Annotated in this window: 15 protein-coding genes; 9 read left to right on the forward strand and 6 right to left on the reverse strand. The window is 61.3% G+C overall.

The annotated features are described in order from the left end of the window. Positions 1 to 7: 7 nt before the first annotated feature. From IEX57_RS17760 to IEX57_RS17775, 4 genes are all read right to left on the reverse strand, one after another. Positions 8 to 259: an RNA-binding protein gene (locus IEX57_RS17760; protein WP_188706046.1), complete on the reverse strand. Its 252-nt coding sequence runs from the start codon at positions 257 to 259 to the stop codon at positions 8 to 10. Between the two features lie 100 nt (positions 260 to 359). Then, entirely contained in the window at positions 360 to 1,322 is a 963-nt protein-coding gene (locus tag IEX57_RS17765; RefSeq protein WP_188706048.1) for a complex I NDUFA9 subunit family protein, read from the reverse strand. A 27-nt stretch (positions 1,323 to 1,349) separates the two neighbouring features. Then, entirely contained in the window at positions 1,350 to 3,263 is a 1,914-nt protein-coding gene (locus IEX57_RS17770; RefSeq protein WP_188706050.1) for a lytic transglycosylase domain-containing protein, read from the reverse strand. A gap of 158 nt (positions 3,264 to 3,421) precedes the next feature. Then, positions 3,422 to 4,513 (reverse strand): YeiH family protein, encoded by a 1,092-nt coding sequence (locus IEX57_RS17775; protein ID WP_188706051.1) that lies wholly within the window; start codon positions 4,511 to 4,513, stop codon positions 3,422 to 3,424. A 97-nt stretch (positions 4,514 to 4,610) separates the two neighbouring features. Between IEX57_RS17775 and IEX57_RS17780 the strand changes: the two genes are divergently transcribed. The 8 genes from IEX57_RS17780 (at position 4,611) to IEX57_RS17815 (ending at position 13,286) form a co-directional block, all read left to right on the forward strand. Further along, complete coding sequence (locus IEX57_RS17780) at positions 4,611 to 5,513, forward strand: LysR family transcriptional regulator (RefSeq protein WP_229709092.1); 903 nt, start codon at positions 4,611 to 4,613, stop codon at positions 5,511 to 5,513. 74 nt (positions 5,514 to 5,587) lie between these two features. Beyond that, entirely contained in the window at positions 5,588 to 6,481 is an 894-nt protein-coding gene (gene glyQ, locus IEX57_RS17785) for a glycine--tRNA ligase subunit alpha (protein WP_188697301.1), read from the forward strand. Between the two features lie 14 nt (positions 6,482 to 6,495). Further along, a complete protein-coding gene (locus IEX57_RS17790) occupies positions 6,496 to 6,984 on the forward strand; it encodes a surface-adhesin E family protein (RefSeq protein ID WP_188706053.1) in 489 nt (162 codons plus the stop codon). A 6-nt stretch (positions 6,985 to 6,990) separates the two neighbouring features. Continuing rightward, positions 6,991 to 9,054, forward strand: a complete 2,064-nt coding sequence (glyS, locus tag IEX57_RS17795; RefSeq protein ID WP_188706055.1) for a glycine--tRNA ligase subunit beta — start codon at positions 6,991 to 6,993, stop codon at positions 9,052 to 9,054. 24 nt (positions 9,055 to 9,078) lie between these two features. After that, complete coding sequence (gene gmhB, locus IEX57_RS17800) at positions 9,079 to 9,633, forward strand: D-glycero-beta-D-manno-heptose 1,7-bisphosphate 7-phosphatase (protein WP_229709093.1); 555 nt, start codon at positions 9,079 to 9,081, stop codon at positions 9,631 to 9,633. 53 nt (positions 9,634 to 9,686) lie between these two features. Then, on the forward strand, positions 9,687 to 10,433 hold the full coding sequence (locus tag IEX57_RS17805; protein ID WP_188706057.1) for a lysophospholipid acyltransferase family protein: 747 nt from the start codon (positions 9,687 to 9,689) through the stop codon (positions 10,431 to 10,433). Beyond that, complete coding sequence (locus tag IEX57_RS17810) at positions 10,414 to 11,112, forward strand: M48 family metallopeptidase (protein WP_188706059.1); 699 nt, start codon at positions 10,414 to 10,416, stop codon at positions 11,110 to 11,112. Before IEX57_RS17805 ends, IEX57_RS17810 begins: the two co-directional genes overlap by 20 nt. A 167-nt stretch (positions 11,113 to 11,279) precedes the next feature. Further along, positions 11,280 to 13,286 carry an SLBB domain-containing protein gene (locus IEX57_RS17815; protein WP_188706061.1) on the forward strand — a complete coding sequence of 669 codons (2,007 nt, stop codon included), beginning with the start codon at positions 11,280 to 11,282 and terminating at the stop codon, positions 13,284 to 13,286. Between the two features lie 190 nt (positions 13,287 to 13,476). Here IEX57_RS17815 and IEX57_RS17820 read toward each other — a convergent pair whose 3' ends face one another. Together IEX57_RS17820 and IEX57_RS17825 are read right to left on the reverse strand one after the other, a co-directional pair. Further along, positions 13,477 to 13,992 carry a DUF8737 domain-containing protein gene (locus IEX57_RS17820; RefSeq protein ID WP_188706064.1) on the reverse strand — a complete coding sequence of 172 codons (516 nt, stop codon included), beginning with the start codon at positions 13,990 to 13,992 and terminating at the stop codon, positions 13,477 to 13,479. A gap of 48 nt (positions 13,993 to 14,040) precedes the next feature. Beyond that, positions 14,041 to 14,877 carry a DUF8737 domain-containing protein gene (locus IEX57_RS17825; RefSeq protein WP_188706066.1) on the reverse strand — a complete coding sequence of 279 codons (837 nt, stop codon included), beginning with the start codon at positions 14,875 to 14,877 and terminating at the stop codon, positions 14,041 to 14,043. 132 nt (positions 14,878 to 15,009) lie between these two features. Here IEX57_RS17825 and IEX57_RS17830 point away from each other — a divergent pair, with 132 nt between their 5' ends. Continuing rightward, complete coding sequence (locus IEX57_RS17830; RefSeq protein WP_188706067.1) at positions 15,010 to 15,933, forward strand: LysR substrate-binding domain-containing protein; 924 nt, start codon at positions 15,010 to 15,012, stop codon at positions 15,931 to 15,933. The last annotated feature ends 69 nt before the right edge of the window (positions 15,934 to 16,002 follow it).

The raw sequence follows: 16,002 nt of genomic DNA on the forward strand, positions 1-16,002 counted from the left end.
AATCTGATCAGTTACCCCAGCCCAGCGTGCTGTGTGCGCAGCGCAGTTGCCGCTCACGCCAGAGATGGCCTTCAAGTTGCCGCGAAATGGCGCCGACATCGACATCAGGCAAATCAATGGTGACCAGCGCGGCGGTGCGTTCTGCGCCTTCTGCCATGGTGATCTCGCCCAGCTTGGGCACGCCCAGTTCAATCAGCATGGTACGCAGATCATCCAGCGAAACATCCGGTGGCAGATTGCCAATCAGGATTTGAGCCATGGAACAACACTCCTGTGCATAACGAGCGATGAAAGGAAAAGTGGTGAACCCAGTTTAGGCGCATCAACGTCCCGGCAAAAGGAACTTGTTGCTTTGCAGATCAGCGTTTATGCCGGGCCCCGCTGCGCCAGGCGGCGTAGCGTCCTTTGCGGGCCCGCGGCGAGAGCCAGCCCGGCGCGACCGACTCCAGCGCCGTCGGTACAAACCCCGGCCGCACCGGCGGGAAGGGCTGGTCAGAGACATTGTCGATCTGCATTGAATCAAGATTATCGCGGGAAATCGGCGGGTTGGGCAGCAAGGACATCAGCGTCGCCTGCAAGCGCCCGGCCCAGCCCGGCAGTGGCACCACCGCGCGGGAATGCGCGCTGATCCGCCCCGCGTAATGCACAAGTTCAGCCAGCGTATAGACTTTGGGGCCCGCCAGATCAAAGCGCTGCCCGATCCAGTCCCGCCGTTGCAACGCGGCGGCAAAGGCATCCACTACATCTTGCACCCACACTGGCTGAAAGCGCGCTCTGGCGCAGGCCAGCGGCACCATCGGGGCGATTTGCTGCAGTTGGGCAAACAGGTTCAGGAAACGGTCTTCTTCGCCAAACACGACGGAGGGCCGGAAAATCGTCCAGGCCAGCGGGCTTTGTGCCACCAGCGTTTCGGCCTGCCCTTTGCTGCGTTGATACATCGAGAGGCCATGCGGGTCTGCCCCCAGCGCACTCATATGCAGATAGCGCCGCACATCGTGCCGCTCACAAGCCGTGAGGATGCGCTGGGTCAGCGTGACATGGGCATGTTCAAACTGTTTTTGCGAGCCCTGCAAAATACCGACCAGATTGATCACCACGCCCTGTTCCGGCACCAGACTATCAAGCGTGGCGCCATCAAACAGATCGGCCTGGACAACCGTCACCCCGGGCAGCGTCAGCAGGCGCGAGCGGGCGCGTTCGCGGTCACGCACCGGCACCGTGACCTCATAGCCTTCCCGGCACAGGCGCGCAGCCAGCGCGCGACCAATAAAGCCGCTGCCACCAATCAACAATACGGGGGGCCGTATCCCCTGCCAGGTCATGCTTTGCCTCCGCTTGGTCGCCCACCATCAAGGCGCGTCGATATTCTCCGCATCCGCGTTTTTGCCCGGCACCGGGGTCAGGCGCTGGTGGAACGGTGTGGTCTCGCCAAACGTGGCGCCGTACAGCTGCGCGTTGGTCATGACCTTTTTCACGTAATCACGCGTTTCTTCAAACGGGATGGTTTCAATATAGACAAGCGGGTCCAGCTGGCGGTTGTCATCCTGCCAGGCTTTGGCCCGACCGGGGCCGGCGTTGTAGCCCGCGGTGGCCAGAATGGTCTGGCCGCCAAGGCGATCCAGAATGTACTTGAGGTAATACGAGCCGTAGCTGACGTTCACGTCGGGATCGGTCAGGGATGACAGATCAATCTTCTTCTGCCCGTTCTTGCGGCCCACCCATTGCGCGGTGGTGGGCATCAACTGCATCAGCCCGGTGGCACCCGCGCCAGAGCGGATATCCGCGACAAAACGGCTTTCCTGCCGGATCAGGCCATACACCCAGGCCGGGTCCAGCCCCTGATTGCGGGCCTCACGTTCAACCTGGCTGCGATACGGCGTGGGATAACGCAGGCCCAGCGGCGCCAGCGCGCGGGCGCGTTCGGCGGAGTAGATCGAACGATCATAGATCTTGTTGCGATCGGCCAGTACCGCCGCGGCCACCAGTTCCTGATCAGAAAGCCCGCGCATGGCCCAGTTCCACTCGCGCACGCCTTCTACACGCCAGTTCTGTTCATACAGCGCCAGCGCCCGGATCACGCCCGGTCTGGCGGCGACATTGCGGACGTCCTGGTCGACCGGGACATAGCTATCAGGCGCGGCAGTCAGTGTCGGGCCGGATTCCTCTCGCGCAAGCAAGGAATAAAAATCATCGCCTGCCGACAGTTGCAGCAGGATCGGCGCGGCTTCTGCCGCCCGGTTGGCACGCTTGAGCGCCTGGGCATACCAGTAGCGCCAGGCATTTTCATTGGCTTGCTCAGCCGGCATGGCCGCGATGCGGTCCAGCACGGCATTCATGTCACCCGCCCGCAATGCCGCGCGCACCGACCACGCCCGGCCATCGGCATCCAGCCCTTCCAGGCCACCCTTGCCAAACCAGGTGCTGGCCAGCGGGTGCTGCTTTTTGGCGGCGATTTCTGCAATTTGCTGCCAGGCATAGCGGCGATCACCCTCACCCAGCTTGCTCTTGAGCGATTCGATCATGTCAGCCGCAGCGTCCGGATCGGTCCGTGCGGTTTTCTGGATGATGAACAGCGCGGTTTCGCGCCCGGCACGACGGCTGAAATCAAGGCGCGCCAGCACTTTGGCAGACTGGTTGGCGTTGCCCGCCTGGCCCAGCGCCCGTACCGTCAGTTCAGGCGGGAAACCAACACGTGGGGCCAGTTGCGCGGCAAAGTCAGTCCGCCCGGCCGACAAGGCCATGCGGATACGCGTCCACGCGTCTTCCTGGTTCAGCTGGCCCGCGGCAAACAGCGCTTCAAACACTGGCGCGCAGCTTTCCGGCTGGCCTTTTTCGGTAAACCACAAACCGCGCAAACGCGAGACATCGGCACTGCCCTGCACCACAAAGCGCGCTTGCGCATTCAGGCACTGCAAATCCACCGAGGGCGAATCGAGCTTGCTGTAATCAGTGAGGTAATGTGTCCAGTCCTGACGGCGGGCCAGTTCCTTGAGCCAGTCCTGCCGCAGACGCTCAGCCAGCGGCGAACCATCGTAACGGGTCAGGAAGGCATCCACGTCTTCCGGCGCGACGGTCGTGATTTGCGTCGTCAGCAGGTAATAACGCGGGTACATCTCCAGCGCGTCGCCCTGGGCGCTATCCGCAATACGCGTCAGTGCGGGAATATCGCGGCTGCGCGCGGCCTCGCGCAATGCGGAAAGGTCAATCCGGGCGTGGGCAGCCATGCTGGCCGCCACAAGGCATGCAAAGAGGGGAAATTTCATGAAACCGGTAACTCAAGGGCGTTGATTGGCGCGGGTACGCGGGCGGTACGCCGGTGTTTCGCCCAAGCATAGGGCAAGCCAGACCTTGTGTCACAGGTCATTTTTGTGTCAGCAGGTACGGCGTTGCCTGATAGCACTCGCCGTACCTGTAGTTGCAATCAAGCGTTCAGCAACGTACGCACCAGCATGTTGATCCCCGCGCCCCCTGCGATCAGCCAGCCAAACAGCACGGTGGCCAGTAACAAGGGTTTGACGCCAGCAGCGCGGATGGCGCTGATGCGGGTATCCAGCCCCAGTGCCGCCATCGCCATGGCCAGCAGCAAGGTATCGATCTGCAGCAAGCCCTTGACCACCGGTTGCGGCACCCAGCCCAGCGAATGCACACCCGCCATGACGATGAACAGCACGGCAAACCAGGGGATGGTGATGCCACCGCGCTGGCCTTCTTGCGCGGCCTGCGGGGTACGGGCCATCCACCACGATACGGTGATCAGGAACGGGGCCAGCATCATGACGCGGATCATCTTGGCAATAACTGCGGTATCAGCCGTGGCGCTGCTGACCTGGCTGGCTGCGGCAACCACTTGCGCTACTTCGTGAATGGTCGAACCGGTATAGATACCAAACGCCTGGGCCGAGACCGCCCAGCCCAGGTGATGCGCCAGCGGGTAGAGCATGGGGTAGATAAACATCGACACCGTGCCGAACACCACCACGGTAGAGACCGCAATCGTGACGGTCGATGGTTTGGCGCGCAGCACGGGCTCTGTGGCCAGCACCGCAGCGGCACCACAAATGGCACTGCCCGAGCCCACCAGCAAGGCGGTTTGTTTATCCAGCTTGAGCCAGCGCGTACCCACCTGGTAGGCAATGAACAATGTGCTGGTCAGCACCAGCGCGTCGATCAGGATGGCCGAAATGCCGACCGCGCCAATTTGCTGAAATGTAAGGCGAAATCCATAAAGAATAATGCCGAGGCGCAGCAGTTTCTGTTTGGAAAAACCCACGCCGGCGCCTGTGGTCGCGGCCATGGCCGGGTATGCGGTATTGCCCAGCACCATGCCGCCGACAATGGCCAGCGTCAGCGCCGACAAACCGCTGGCCGACAGGGCCGGCAAATCGGCCAGCCACATGGCGGCGGCGGCAAGTGCCAGCGTCAGACCGAGGCCAGGCAGATAGCGGCCCAGGCCTTGCGTGGCGTTGTTCAGTTCTGCCCAATAAAGCGATGATTTTTTTTCAATGTTTTCCATGACTTGCCTCGGTACGCCTTGATCGACGAGGCCATCATATTGTTTTTGGTTATATATTAATAACGAATAGTTTAGTTGAAACGAATCGGAAAAATCGATGATCAAACTGACCCTGCGCGAACTGGAGATTTTCCTGGCTACCGCGCGCGCTGGCGGCGTTACCGCAGCGGCCGAGCAGATCGGGCTGTCGCAATCAGCCGCCAGCAGCGCGCTGGGCGAACTGGAACGCCGGCTGGGCGTGCAATTGTTTGACCGGGTCGGCCGCCGGCTGGAACTCAACGAGCACGGCCGCTGGCTGCTGCCACAGGCGGAAGCCTTGCTGGCCCAGGCGGGCGAAATCGAAACCCGCTTCAATACCGACGCCCCGGCCCGCTTGCGCCTGTACGCCAGTTCCACCATCGGCAACCGGGTCATGCCAGAGCTGGTTGCGCGCTTTTTGCAGCAAGCGCCGGCCAACCGGATTGAACTGGCGATTGGCAATACTGCCGATGCTGTCGCCGCCGTCGCCGCATTTGAGGCGGATATGGGTTTGATCGAGGGCATTTGCGACGATGCCCGCATTCTGGTCGAACCCTGGCTGCGTGATGAACTGGTGGTCGTGACCGCGCCGGAACACCCCCTCGCCAACCAGACCGCCACACCGCAGCAACTGGCCGCTGAACGCTGGCTGCTGCGCGAGCCTGGCTCCGGCACCCGGGAAGTCTTGTCTGGCGCCCTGGCGCCACTGGCCGGCAGTCTGGACGTGACCCTGGAACTGGGCAGCAGCGAAGCCATCAAGGGCGGCGTGCGCGCCGGCCTTGGGCTGGCGTGTTTGTCGCGGCGCACGGTCTCTGGCGAACTGGCGCGGGGCGATCTGTGTGCGGTTGCCACGCCCGCGCTCAATCTGGTGCGGCATTTTTACCTGATCCGCGCCCGTGACAAGATTCCCACGCAAGGCATGCAGCGCTTTCGCGCCTGGTGCATGGCACGCCTTGCAGACGAGGCCGCCGCACCAACATAGCCGAACCACGCCAAATGCAAGTAGAATCAGCGGGTTTAGAGTCATACAACGCCCGCTGCGGCCGAGAACAACGAATGCTGACCTTCCAGGAAATCCTGCTTACCCTGCAAACCTACTGGGCGCGCCAGGGCTGCGCCTTGTTGCAACCCTATGATATGGAAATGGGTGCGGGCACCTCGCACACCGCCACGTTCCTGCGCGCCATTGGCCCGGAACCGTGGAACGCCGCCTATGTGCAGCCGTCGCGCCGTCCCAAGGATGGCCGTTACGGCGAGAACCCCAACCGCCTGCAGCACTATTATCAGTTCCAGGTGGTCCTCAAGCCGTCGCCGGACAACATCCAGGATCTGTATCTGGGCTCGCTGCGCGAACTGGGCATTGACCCGACCGTGCACGACATCCGTTTTGTGGAAGACGACTGGGAAAACCCGACGCTGGGCGCCTGGGGTATGGGCTGGGAAGTGTGGCTGAACGGCATGGAAGTCACGCAGTTCACCTATTTCCAGCAAGTGGGCGGTCTGGATTGCAAACCGGTGCTGGGTGAAATCACCTACGGTACCGAACGTCTGGCCATGTACCTGCAAGGCGTGGAAAACGTCTACGACCTGATCTGGACCCGTTACCCGGACGGTCAGGTGGTGACCTATGGCGATATCTATCACCAGAACGAAGTCGAGCAATCGACCTACAACTTCGAATACTCCAATGTCGAGTTGCTGCTGAGCCTCTTTAACAGCTTTGAAGCCGAAGCCGGCAAGCTGCTGGAAGCCGGGCTGGCACTGCCAGGCTACGAGATGATCCTGAAGGCCGCGCACTGCTTTAACCTGCTCGACGCCCGTGGCGCGATCTCGGTGACAGAGCGCGCTGCCTATATTGGCCGTATCCGCACGCTGGCGCGCCTTGTGGCGCAAGCGTATTACGACTCGCGTGAGGCACTGGGTTTCCCCATGTGCAAAACGCAAGCCTGATCCGGGAAGACGCCATGCGTCGCTACGCCGCCCTCCTGTTTTGCGCACTTGCCCTGACTGCCTGCGGCAAGTTTGACGATGGCACCCACGGCCCGCAGCCGGTGCCACGGGAAGGCGACTGGCGCTCGTATGGCGACATGCCTGATTTTGAAGTGCTGGCCGATATCAAATCGATCGGCCATCACGAACGTGATGCAGACACCAACTACACCTATGTGTGGATGTTGCAACACTTCAAAAACAATCAGGTCGACGGTACCTCCAAGGGCGTCTACCGCAAGAAATACATGCGCCAGGCCATTGACTGCCCCAGCGGGCGCATGGCCGGCATTGCGGTAGAACTGCGCTCGGAAGACGACGAAATCGTCGCCCGTTATGACGTGCCCGGCTACCAGTGGGAATTTGAAACGCCCGCCCCCGATACCTACGGTTCGGACTTCGTGAAGCAGGTCTGCCAGATCATGAAGCACGAAGACGACCAAGCCAAAAATACGAACGAGTAAACAACGATGTCGCAAACCCTGCTGATCGAACTTTTTACTGAAGAATTGCCGCCCAAGGCGCTGCCCCGTCTGGGCGCCTCGTTTGCCCAGACACTGTTTGATGAACTCGCCCGTCTGGGTTTTGTGGGCAAGGACGTTGAATTCCACCCGTTTGCCAGCCCGCGTCGCCTTGCGGTATCCATCCCCGGCGTGCTGGCCGTGCAACCGGATCAAGCCATCGAGAAAAAAGGCCCGGCTGTCGCCGCCGGCTTCAAGGATGGCCAGCCGACACCGGCACTGGCCGGCTTCGCCCGTTCTTGCGGCGTGACGCCAGACCAGCTGGAAAAAGGTCACGACGGCAAGCAGGACGTGTTCGTTTTTCGCACCACCAAAACCGGCGAGCCGCTGGCCAATGTGTTGTCTGGCCTGGTAGAACTGGCGCTGAAAAAGCTGCCTGCCCCCAAAATGATGCGCTGGGGTGACCGCGACGGTCAGTTCATCCGCCCGATTCACGGCCTGATCGCCCTGCACGGCACCGATGTAATCCCGACCAAAGCGTTGCATCTGGACGCCGGCCGCGTGACCCGTGGTCACCGTTTCCTGTCGCAAGCCGGCGAAATCAGCCTGGCCAATGCCGATAACTACGCCCGCACCCTGTTTGAAGAAGGCAAAGTGGTCGCCAGTTTTGCCGCCCGCCGCCACCTGATTGAAGATCGCCTGACTCATGCCGCACATGCGATCGACGCCACCATCGCGCCGTCGGATGGCCTGCTGGATGAAGTCACCGCGCTGGTTGAATGGCCGGTGGTGTACATGGGCGAATTCAGCGCGGACTTCCTCAAGGTGCCGCAAGAATGTCTGATCCTGTCGATGCAGCAGCACCAGAAATACTTCCCGCTGCTTGATGCCAACGGCAAGCTGCTGCCGAAATTCCTGGTGGTCTCCAACCTGGAAACCGCCGATCCGTCGCACATCATTCACGGCAACGAGCGCGTGCTGCGTGCGCGTCTGTCTGATGCCCGCTTCTTCTTCGAACAAGACCAGAAGATCAAGCTGGAAGGGCGTGTCGGCAAGCTGCGTCAGGTCGTGTACCACAACAAGATCGGCACGCAATATGAGCGTGTCGAGCGTTTGTCCCGCCTGGCGGGCGAGTTCGCTGCCGCCCTCGGCGCGGACCGCAAGCTGGCCGAACGTGCCGCTTTCCTCGCCAAGGCTGACCTTGTCTCTGATATGGTCGGTGAATTCCCGGAACTGCAAGGCATCATGGGCATGCACTATGCCCGCATTGATGGCGAAGACGAACAAGTTGCCCGCGCCATTGAAGGCCACTATCACCCGCGCTTTGCCGGCGACACGCTGCCGGAAGGCCCGATTGCGCTGTCGGTGGCTCTGGCCGACAAGCTCGAATCCATCGTCGGCATTTATGGCATCGGTCTGATCCCGACCGGCGACAAAGACCCGTTCGGCCTGCGCCGTGCTGCGCTGGGCGTACTGCGCATGCTGCTGGACCAGCCGCTGAACCTGAAGTCACTGCTGGTGGCCACCGCTGCCACCTTCCCGACCGGTGTAGTCAGCCATGATGTGGCCGACAGCGTGTTCGACTTCATGCAGGAACGTCTGCGCAATTACCTGGCCGCCGACTACCCGGCCGCCGACATCGAAGCCGTGCTGGCCCTCAAGCTCGCGCGTCTGGATGACGTGCAAAAACGTCTTGATGCCGTCGCCCAGTTCAAGGCGCTGCCAGAGGCCACCGCCCTGGCCGCCGCCAACAAGCGCATCCGCAACATCCTGAAAAAAGTGGAAGGCGATATTCCGGCGCTGAACCCGGCGCTGTTTGCCGAAACCGCCGAAACCGCCCTCTACAACGCGGCGCAAGCCGTCACCGGCCCGGTCAACACCGCGCTGGCCGCACAGGATTTCACCGGCGCGCTCAAGCAACTGGCCGCACTCAAGGCACCGGTGGATGCGTTCTTTGACGGTGTCATGGTGATGGCCGATGATCTGGCCGTGCGCAACAACCGTCTGGCGCTGCTGGCGGGCCTGGCTGAACTGATGAATCGCGTGGCAGAACTGTCGCTGCTGGCTGAATAACCCTCGGGTGACGCGGAAACGATCATGCCTCACATGCAACTCAAACTGCTGATTCTGGATCGTGACGGCGTCATCAATGAGGATGACCCAGGCTATATCAAATCGCCGGAAGAATGGATTCCCATTCCCGGCAGCCTGGAAGCCATTGGCGAACTGACCCGTGCCGGCTGGTCACTGGTGGTCGCCACCAATCAGTCTGGCGTAGCGCGCGGTTACTACAACGTGGAAACGCTCAACCGTATCCACGCCCGCATGTACAAGGCCGTGAACGAAGCCGGCGGTCATATCGACGCGGTGTTTTTCTGTCCGCACGGCCCCGAGGATCAATGCACGTGCCGCAAACCGCTGCCCGGCATGATTCTGGACATCGTCCGGCGTTATAACATTCAGCCTGCAGACTGCATCATGGTTGGCGACAGCCAGCGTGATCTGGACTGTATTGTGGCGGCCGGTGGCCGGGCCATTCTGGTGCGGACCGGTAACGGTGCCAAAACCGAAGCGGCAGGTCACCTGCCCCCAGGCACGCTGGTGTTCAATGATCTGGCCGCTGTGGCGCGCCATTTGCTTGCCGGTCATTGATCACGCCGTTGTGAACTGCCCCAAATAACGATAAGCAAGGAAGTCTTCCTGTCATGGTGTTGTTGCGCTCCATCATTTACTGGCTGGTGTTCTGTATTGTGACGCCGATCTACGCGGTGATCTGCTTTCTGATCCTGCCGTTGCCCAAGTACACCCGGGTGAAGATCATTTCCGGCTGGTGCCATATTCTGGTCTGGTCGCTCAAGGTGATTTGTGGCCTGCGATACCGCATCGTCGGCACCGAGAACATCCCCAAGGGCCCGGCCATGATCATGTGCAAGCACCAGTCCGCCTGGGAAACCATGGGTCTGCAACTGGTGTTTCCGCCGGCCGTGTTTGTGGTCAAGCGCGAACTCTTCATGATTCCGGTATTTGGCTGGGGCCTGCGCGCCGCCGCGCCGATCGCCATTGACCGCTCCAACCGTGGCGAGGCCCAGCGCCTGTTGATGGAGCAAGGCCGTGACCGGGTTGACCATGGCCTGTGGATTTCCATCTTCCCGGAAGGCACACGCATTGCCCCAGGCCAACGCGGCAAGTACAAGCATGGCGGTGCCCGCCTGGCATCCAGCCTGGATATCCCGGTCGTGCCTGTCGCGGTCAACGCCGGCGAATTCTGGCCGCGCAACTCATTCCTGAAGTACCCGGGCGAACTCACCATGTCGATTGGCCCGGTGATTCAAACCACCGGCCGCGTGCCAGAAGAGGTCACTGTCGAAGTGGAAAACTGGATCGAAACTGAACAGGCCCGCATCCAGGGTGCGGGGCCGTGCTTTCCGGACCATGGGCACGCTAAAGCTTGAATTTGCCGACGGCGAGGTGCTGGAGTACCAGCTGACCCGCAGCGCCCGCCGCCGCTCTATTGGCCTGAAAATTGATCACAGCGGGCTGACCCTGATCATCCCCGCCCGGGCAACCGTTGCCGACGCAGAACGCGCCATCCGCGCCAAGATCACCTGGATACGCGGCCACCTGGCCCGCCTGAAGAACGCCCCGCCCACCGCCCCCAGACAATTACTCAACGGCTCTGCCGTGCAGTGGCTGGGCCAGCCCTGCCTGATCACCGCGCCTGCGCCCCGCAGCAATGTGACCGACAACGTACTGGCACTGGCCAGCAAGATCGAAACGCCAGAAGCCATCCGCGACGCGTTTATCCGCTTCAGCCGCGCCACCGCCCGCATCTACTTCAGCCAGCGCGCCGCCCACTTCGCCCCCCGGATGCAAGTCAACCCGCGCCGCATTCTGCTGACCAGCGCCAGCACCCGCTGGGGCTCCTGCACCGCTGCGGGCGACGTGCGCATTCACTGGCGCCTGATGCAAGCCCCGCCCGCCGTGATCGACTACGTCATCGTGCACGAACTGGCGCACCTGAAAGAAATGAACCACTCCCCCCGCTTCTGGGCCGAAGTGGAAAAAGTCATCCCCGACTGGAAAACCTACCGCCAATGGCTGCGCCAGTATGGCGCTGCGCTGCATGGGTGAGCTGGTTAACACCGCTCGCGCCCTCCCCAGGCGTTTTCAGACCCCCCCGATATTCGAACCCTGTAGATCAAACCTATGCTTCGTGGCTTAACCTGATATCCGCCACGCGGTCACCTTGATCCAGTACCTGGCCGGTATCTACGCATATTCTTCAATACCGAGCCCGTATGTCTGGACGCTTTCGTTTTGCCTTTATCGCCGCAGCACTGACTTCGATGATGCCTGCCTTCGCGGCGGATTATCCGGCGCTTGCGCTACAGCAACCCGGCCTGCTTGCCCCACAGCCAGGCTTTCTTGTGCCCTCGGGCGGGCCCACGCTGGCGCAGCCCGTGGCTACGGCCGACGCGCGCAATGCCATGCAGGTCGCACCGTTACAGATAGCCCCGGCCAAAGCGATTACCCGGGTCACTTGTCGCACCCAGGACCTGACGGATTTCCAGCATTACCTGTGCCGCTCTGCCGGCGTGGCACTGCCCCAGTTCGGACAGGACATTTTTGCCAGGCAAGCGCCTTTTCAGGCCGCTGACAGTACTCCGGTAGGGCCGGATTATGTCCTTGGTGCAGGCGACCAGTTTGGCGTACGGATCTGGGGGTCCATCGACGCAGATCTTCAATTGGTCATTGATCGCAACGGGTCGGTGTTCATTCCCAGGGTCGGCAATATCAGCCTGTCAGGCGTGCCCTACGGCATGCTGCGTCAGCAGATCGCCAATGCCGTCGGCCGCGTATACCGCAACTTTGACGTGTCGGTCAGCATGGGCCAATTGCGCATGCTCCCCATCTTTGTCACCGGTTATGCCCGCAACCCGGGCAGCTACACGCTTAACCCGCTTTCAACCCTGGTGTCTGCCCTGTTTGCCGCCGGCGGCCCTAGCAACAATGGCAGCATGCGCGACATCCAGATCAAGCGGGGCAACCGCGTCATCGCCCACTTCGATATGTATGACCTCTTGCTGCGCGGGGACAAAAGCCAGGACGTGCTGCTGCAGCCTGGCGACGTAATCCGTATTCCTGCCGCGCGCGCCCAGGTCGCCATTTACGGTTCGGTCAAAGAAGCCGCCATCTATGAGGTAAACCCCGACGAAAAGCTGCAGACACTGATTGAACTCGCTGGCGGCCCACGCCAACTGGCGTTGAACGGCCAGATTTCGGTCGAGCGGATCGAAAACCAGCAAGGGCGCAAAGTAGAAACCATACAACCCGCCCGCATCGGCCAGTTTGCCTTGCGCGGTGGCGATATCGTCCAGCTTTACGAGTTGTCCTCACGCGTGGACGATGTGGTCTCGCTGCGCGGCAATGTCGTGCAACCCGTACGCATGGCCTGGCGCGATCACATGCATGTCAGCGACCTGATCCAGGATCGCCGCATGCTGCAGACCGACGATTACTGGGAAAACAAAACCCGCGGCACTACAGATGAACGCGACAACCACAATGCACTGGCCCTCAAGGCCAAACGCGATCTCAACACCGACCGTGGGGAAATCAACTGGGACTACGCGGCCATCGAACGCGTTGACCCCACCACCTACAGCACCCGACTGATTCCGTTCAATCTGGCACAAGCACTGATCAAAGACCCGGCCAACGATCTGGAACTGCAAGCGGGCGACATCGTGCACGTGTTCAGCAAAGCCGACATCCAGGTCAACAGCGGCAAACGCACCCGCTACGTACGGATTGAAGGCGAAGTGGGCACGCCTGGCATCTATGAAGCGCATGAAGGCGAAAACCTGCGTGACTTGATCGCCCGCGCGGGTGGCCTCACACCTAAAGCCTATTTGTATGGTGCAGAGTTCACCCGCGTCGCCGTGCAACAACAGCAGCAAACCGAAATCGACAGACTGGCACGGGACTTCCAGCAACAAAGCCAGCAACAGGCCACCCAGGAAATGGCCAGCGCCGTCAACACAGAGGACATCGCTGCCGCACGCATGCAGGCAGACAAACTGCAGCAAGTGGCCACTGCGATCTCTCAACTGAAGGCCAACGGGCGCGTGGTGCTGGGTACCGACCCCGCCGACAACACAGCGACAGCCCCATGCTCGACCACCGGTTTACCGGCCTGCCAGCGTAGCAGTCGCCACACTTTACCTGGTGTTGCCGAACCGTATCGGGCAATAGCACGCACTGCGGCAATTGTTGCGCCAGCGCGTCGAACACCTGTGGCGTGAGTACCAGTGCCGGGTCAAGCCGGCATCAAGCCCCGGGCTAATGCGACAGTTCACGATGTACAGCCTGACCTGTTGCTGTCTTCAGCAGCTTACCCCTGCGTATTTCGCGTCAAATAAGAAGCCGCCTCAAAAGGCGGCTGGCATCAAGGTGGCGGGATGCGAATGGTCAAAGATGCGCGATCAAGCGGGTTTAGCCGGTAGCCCGGGAGGGATTGGGCACCCACCTCGTCCGCCGCAACAGCAAATAAAAGGCCGCACCGTGGGTGATCATCAGCAGCGGCACATAGATCACCGGGATGACATACATCGCGCCCATCAGCCCGGCATTGGCCGGAACGCCAGCTTCAATGGCGTGGATATAAGCCAGCACGATATCCACCGTACCCACCACGTTGAATGCCGCGACAAACAACCAGAACAACAGCCGCTTTCTGGCGGTGAGCAAGGCCAGCAGTGCCAGCAGGCCTGTGGTCAGGTCGCCATATCCCGCCGGTATGGCAAAGCTGGCCGGCAGATCCGGGCTGACCATGCCGGGCAGCATGAAAGCCAGGCCAAAGAAGCGAAAGCTGTGCAGGGTGGCGATGGCGCGTTGCGCATCAAAAGTTGTCAGTGATTTGAGCCAGGGCCAGATATAGGCGCCAAAACACGTCAACCACACCACGTAACCGAGGATGAGATGCAAGCGAAAGATCGTTTCCGGTGACATATTGCCTCCTGCAAAAAGGGTCTTGAGCATGAACGGGGGAAGACGGTTTCAGCCGCTTGAACGGCGCAGCAACTGCCGTAACGAGAGTGCGTGCAACAAGATGGAGCCCGGCACGACAAACGCCGGGGTGAGCACGTAGGGGTACAGCCCGGCGTTCAGGCTGGGCGCATCGGGGGCAATCAATTGAAAGCGGCCCGGGGCCGTGACCATGCCCAGCGCCACGGCAAGCGCAAAATCAGCCAGCCCGAACAGATTCCAGAGGATGCCTGCCTTGCGCCCGCGCGCCGAGCCACTGGCCAGGGCAATGGCCGCCGGCACCGCAAACAGGCCGGTCAGCACATCACCAGTGCCAGCTGGCAATGCATCCAGACTGTCCAGTTGGCCATGCAGCCAGGCCGCCAGAGCCCAACCGCCGAAGATGCGATAAAACTGCAGCGCCACCAGCCAGGATAACGGCATGGCGTCCAGCACTTGCCCCACCCGCTTTGACGCCAGTAGCAACGGCAGCCCGACGATCAACGGCAGGAAGATCGCCAATGGCAGCAAAGGCAATAGTGGCGGCGGCATGCGCAGCCGGAACACGCCATGAATGGCGGCGCTCCAGATCACCGCAAACCAGAGCATGTGCGGGATCAGAATAGCCAGCCAGGTGTTGCGGCGCTGAGCCGGCGTCAGCGCAGTGCGCTCAAGTGCCAGCCACAAGCCCAGCGCAATCAGGATTTGCGCAACGACCTGATGCGCTGTGGTCTGAAAGCCGCTGGAGGGGATCACGGGTTGCCAGTACATCACCCCGATCCACAACAGGGTCAGCGGTGCAGCCCAGAACAGGCTGCGCCATGCCGGGGCCGGCGCAATGGCAGAAGCATAAGTGGTGGACGCATTCATCAGCGGTTCTCCTGACGGGCTTGCAGTGGATACCAGGGCCGGTGCGCGGGGCCTAATCCCATGTCATCGGCATGCACGTTAGGTGTACCATCGATGCGCGCAAGCGACTATTCATCACAATGTTGACGGGCTATGAAGCAAAACTTCACGGTCAGACAAGGTGCGCTTGATGGTGTGGAAGCGTTCCTGTGCGTTGCCAGACATCGCAATTTTCGCAAGGCCGCAGCAGAGCTTGGGGTCACGCCTTCTGCCATCAGCCAGGCAGTGCGTCTGCTGGAAGAGCGCATTGGCGCCACGCTGTTCGTGCGCACTACGCGCAGCGTCGGGTTGACGGAGGCCGGCGAGCGGTTTTTATCCCGCGCCCGGCCCGCGTTTGAAGAACTGGTCGCCGCACGTGACATGGCCCGTGAACTGGGTCAGCGCCCGACTGGTTTGTTGCGGCTGTCGGTGCCGCGCGCCATCGTGCCGCTGTTGCTGGAGCCTTTGCTTGCTTCGTTCCACCAGGCATATCCGGAGGTTGAAGTCGAGATTGCCGCCAGCAAAGAGGTGGTCGACCTGGCCGCCGAAGGCTTTGATGCCGCCATCCGCATGGGCCAACTGGTGGATGCCGATCTGGTCGCCCTGCCGCTGACACTGCCGTTCCCGCTCGTGGTCGTCGGCAGCCCCGCTTATTTTGAGAAGCACACCCCGCCAACGCACACGGATGATCTGCGCGAGCACGCGTGCCTGCGCTGGCGTCGCTCCAGCGGGGCGATGGCAACCTGGTCTTTCACCCATCACGCGCAAACGACCGACATTGCCGTAACCGGACCGCTGATCGTCAGCGATTTTCCCGCCCTGCTGGGTGCCGCGCTGGAGGGGATCGGGCTGGCGCAACTGCCTGAGCCCATGGTAGCGGACGCAATCAAGACCGGGCAGCTGGTTCAGGTGCTGCATGCGTACTCGCCCATGCTGCCAGGCGTGTTTCTGTGCTACCCCGACCGACGGCAGGTCATGCCCAAACTGCGGGCCTTCATTGATCACGTGAAGGCGCGGCGCGACCCTGAAATGAAGTAAAACTACATAAAATGTGAATTTTGCCGTTTTACCGTCAATCGGGCACTTGATGCTCAGGCAAACCGCAAA

It is taken from the genome of Silvimonas iriomotensis, assembly GCF_014645535.1.
GTDB classification, from domain to species: domain Bacteria; phylum Pseudomonadota; class Gammaproteobacteria; order Burkholderiales; family Chitinibacteraceae; genus Silvimonas; species Silvimonas iriomotensis.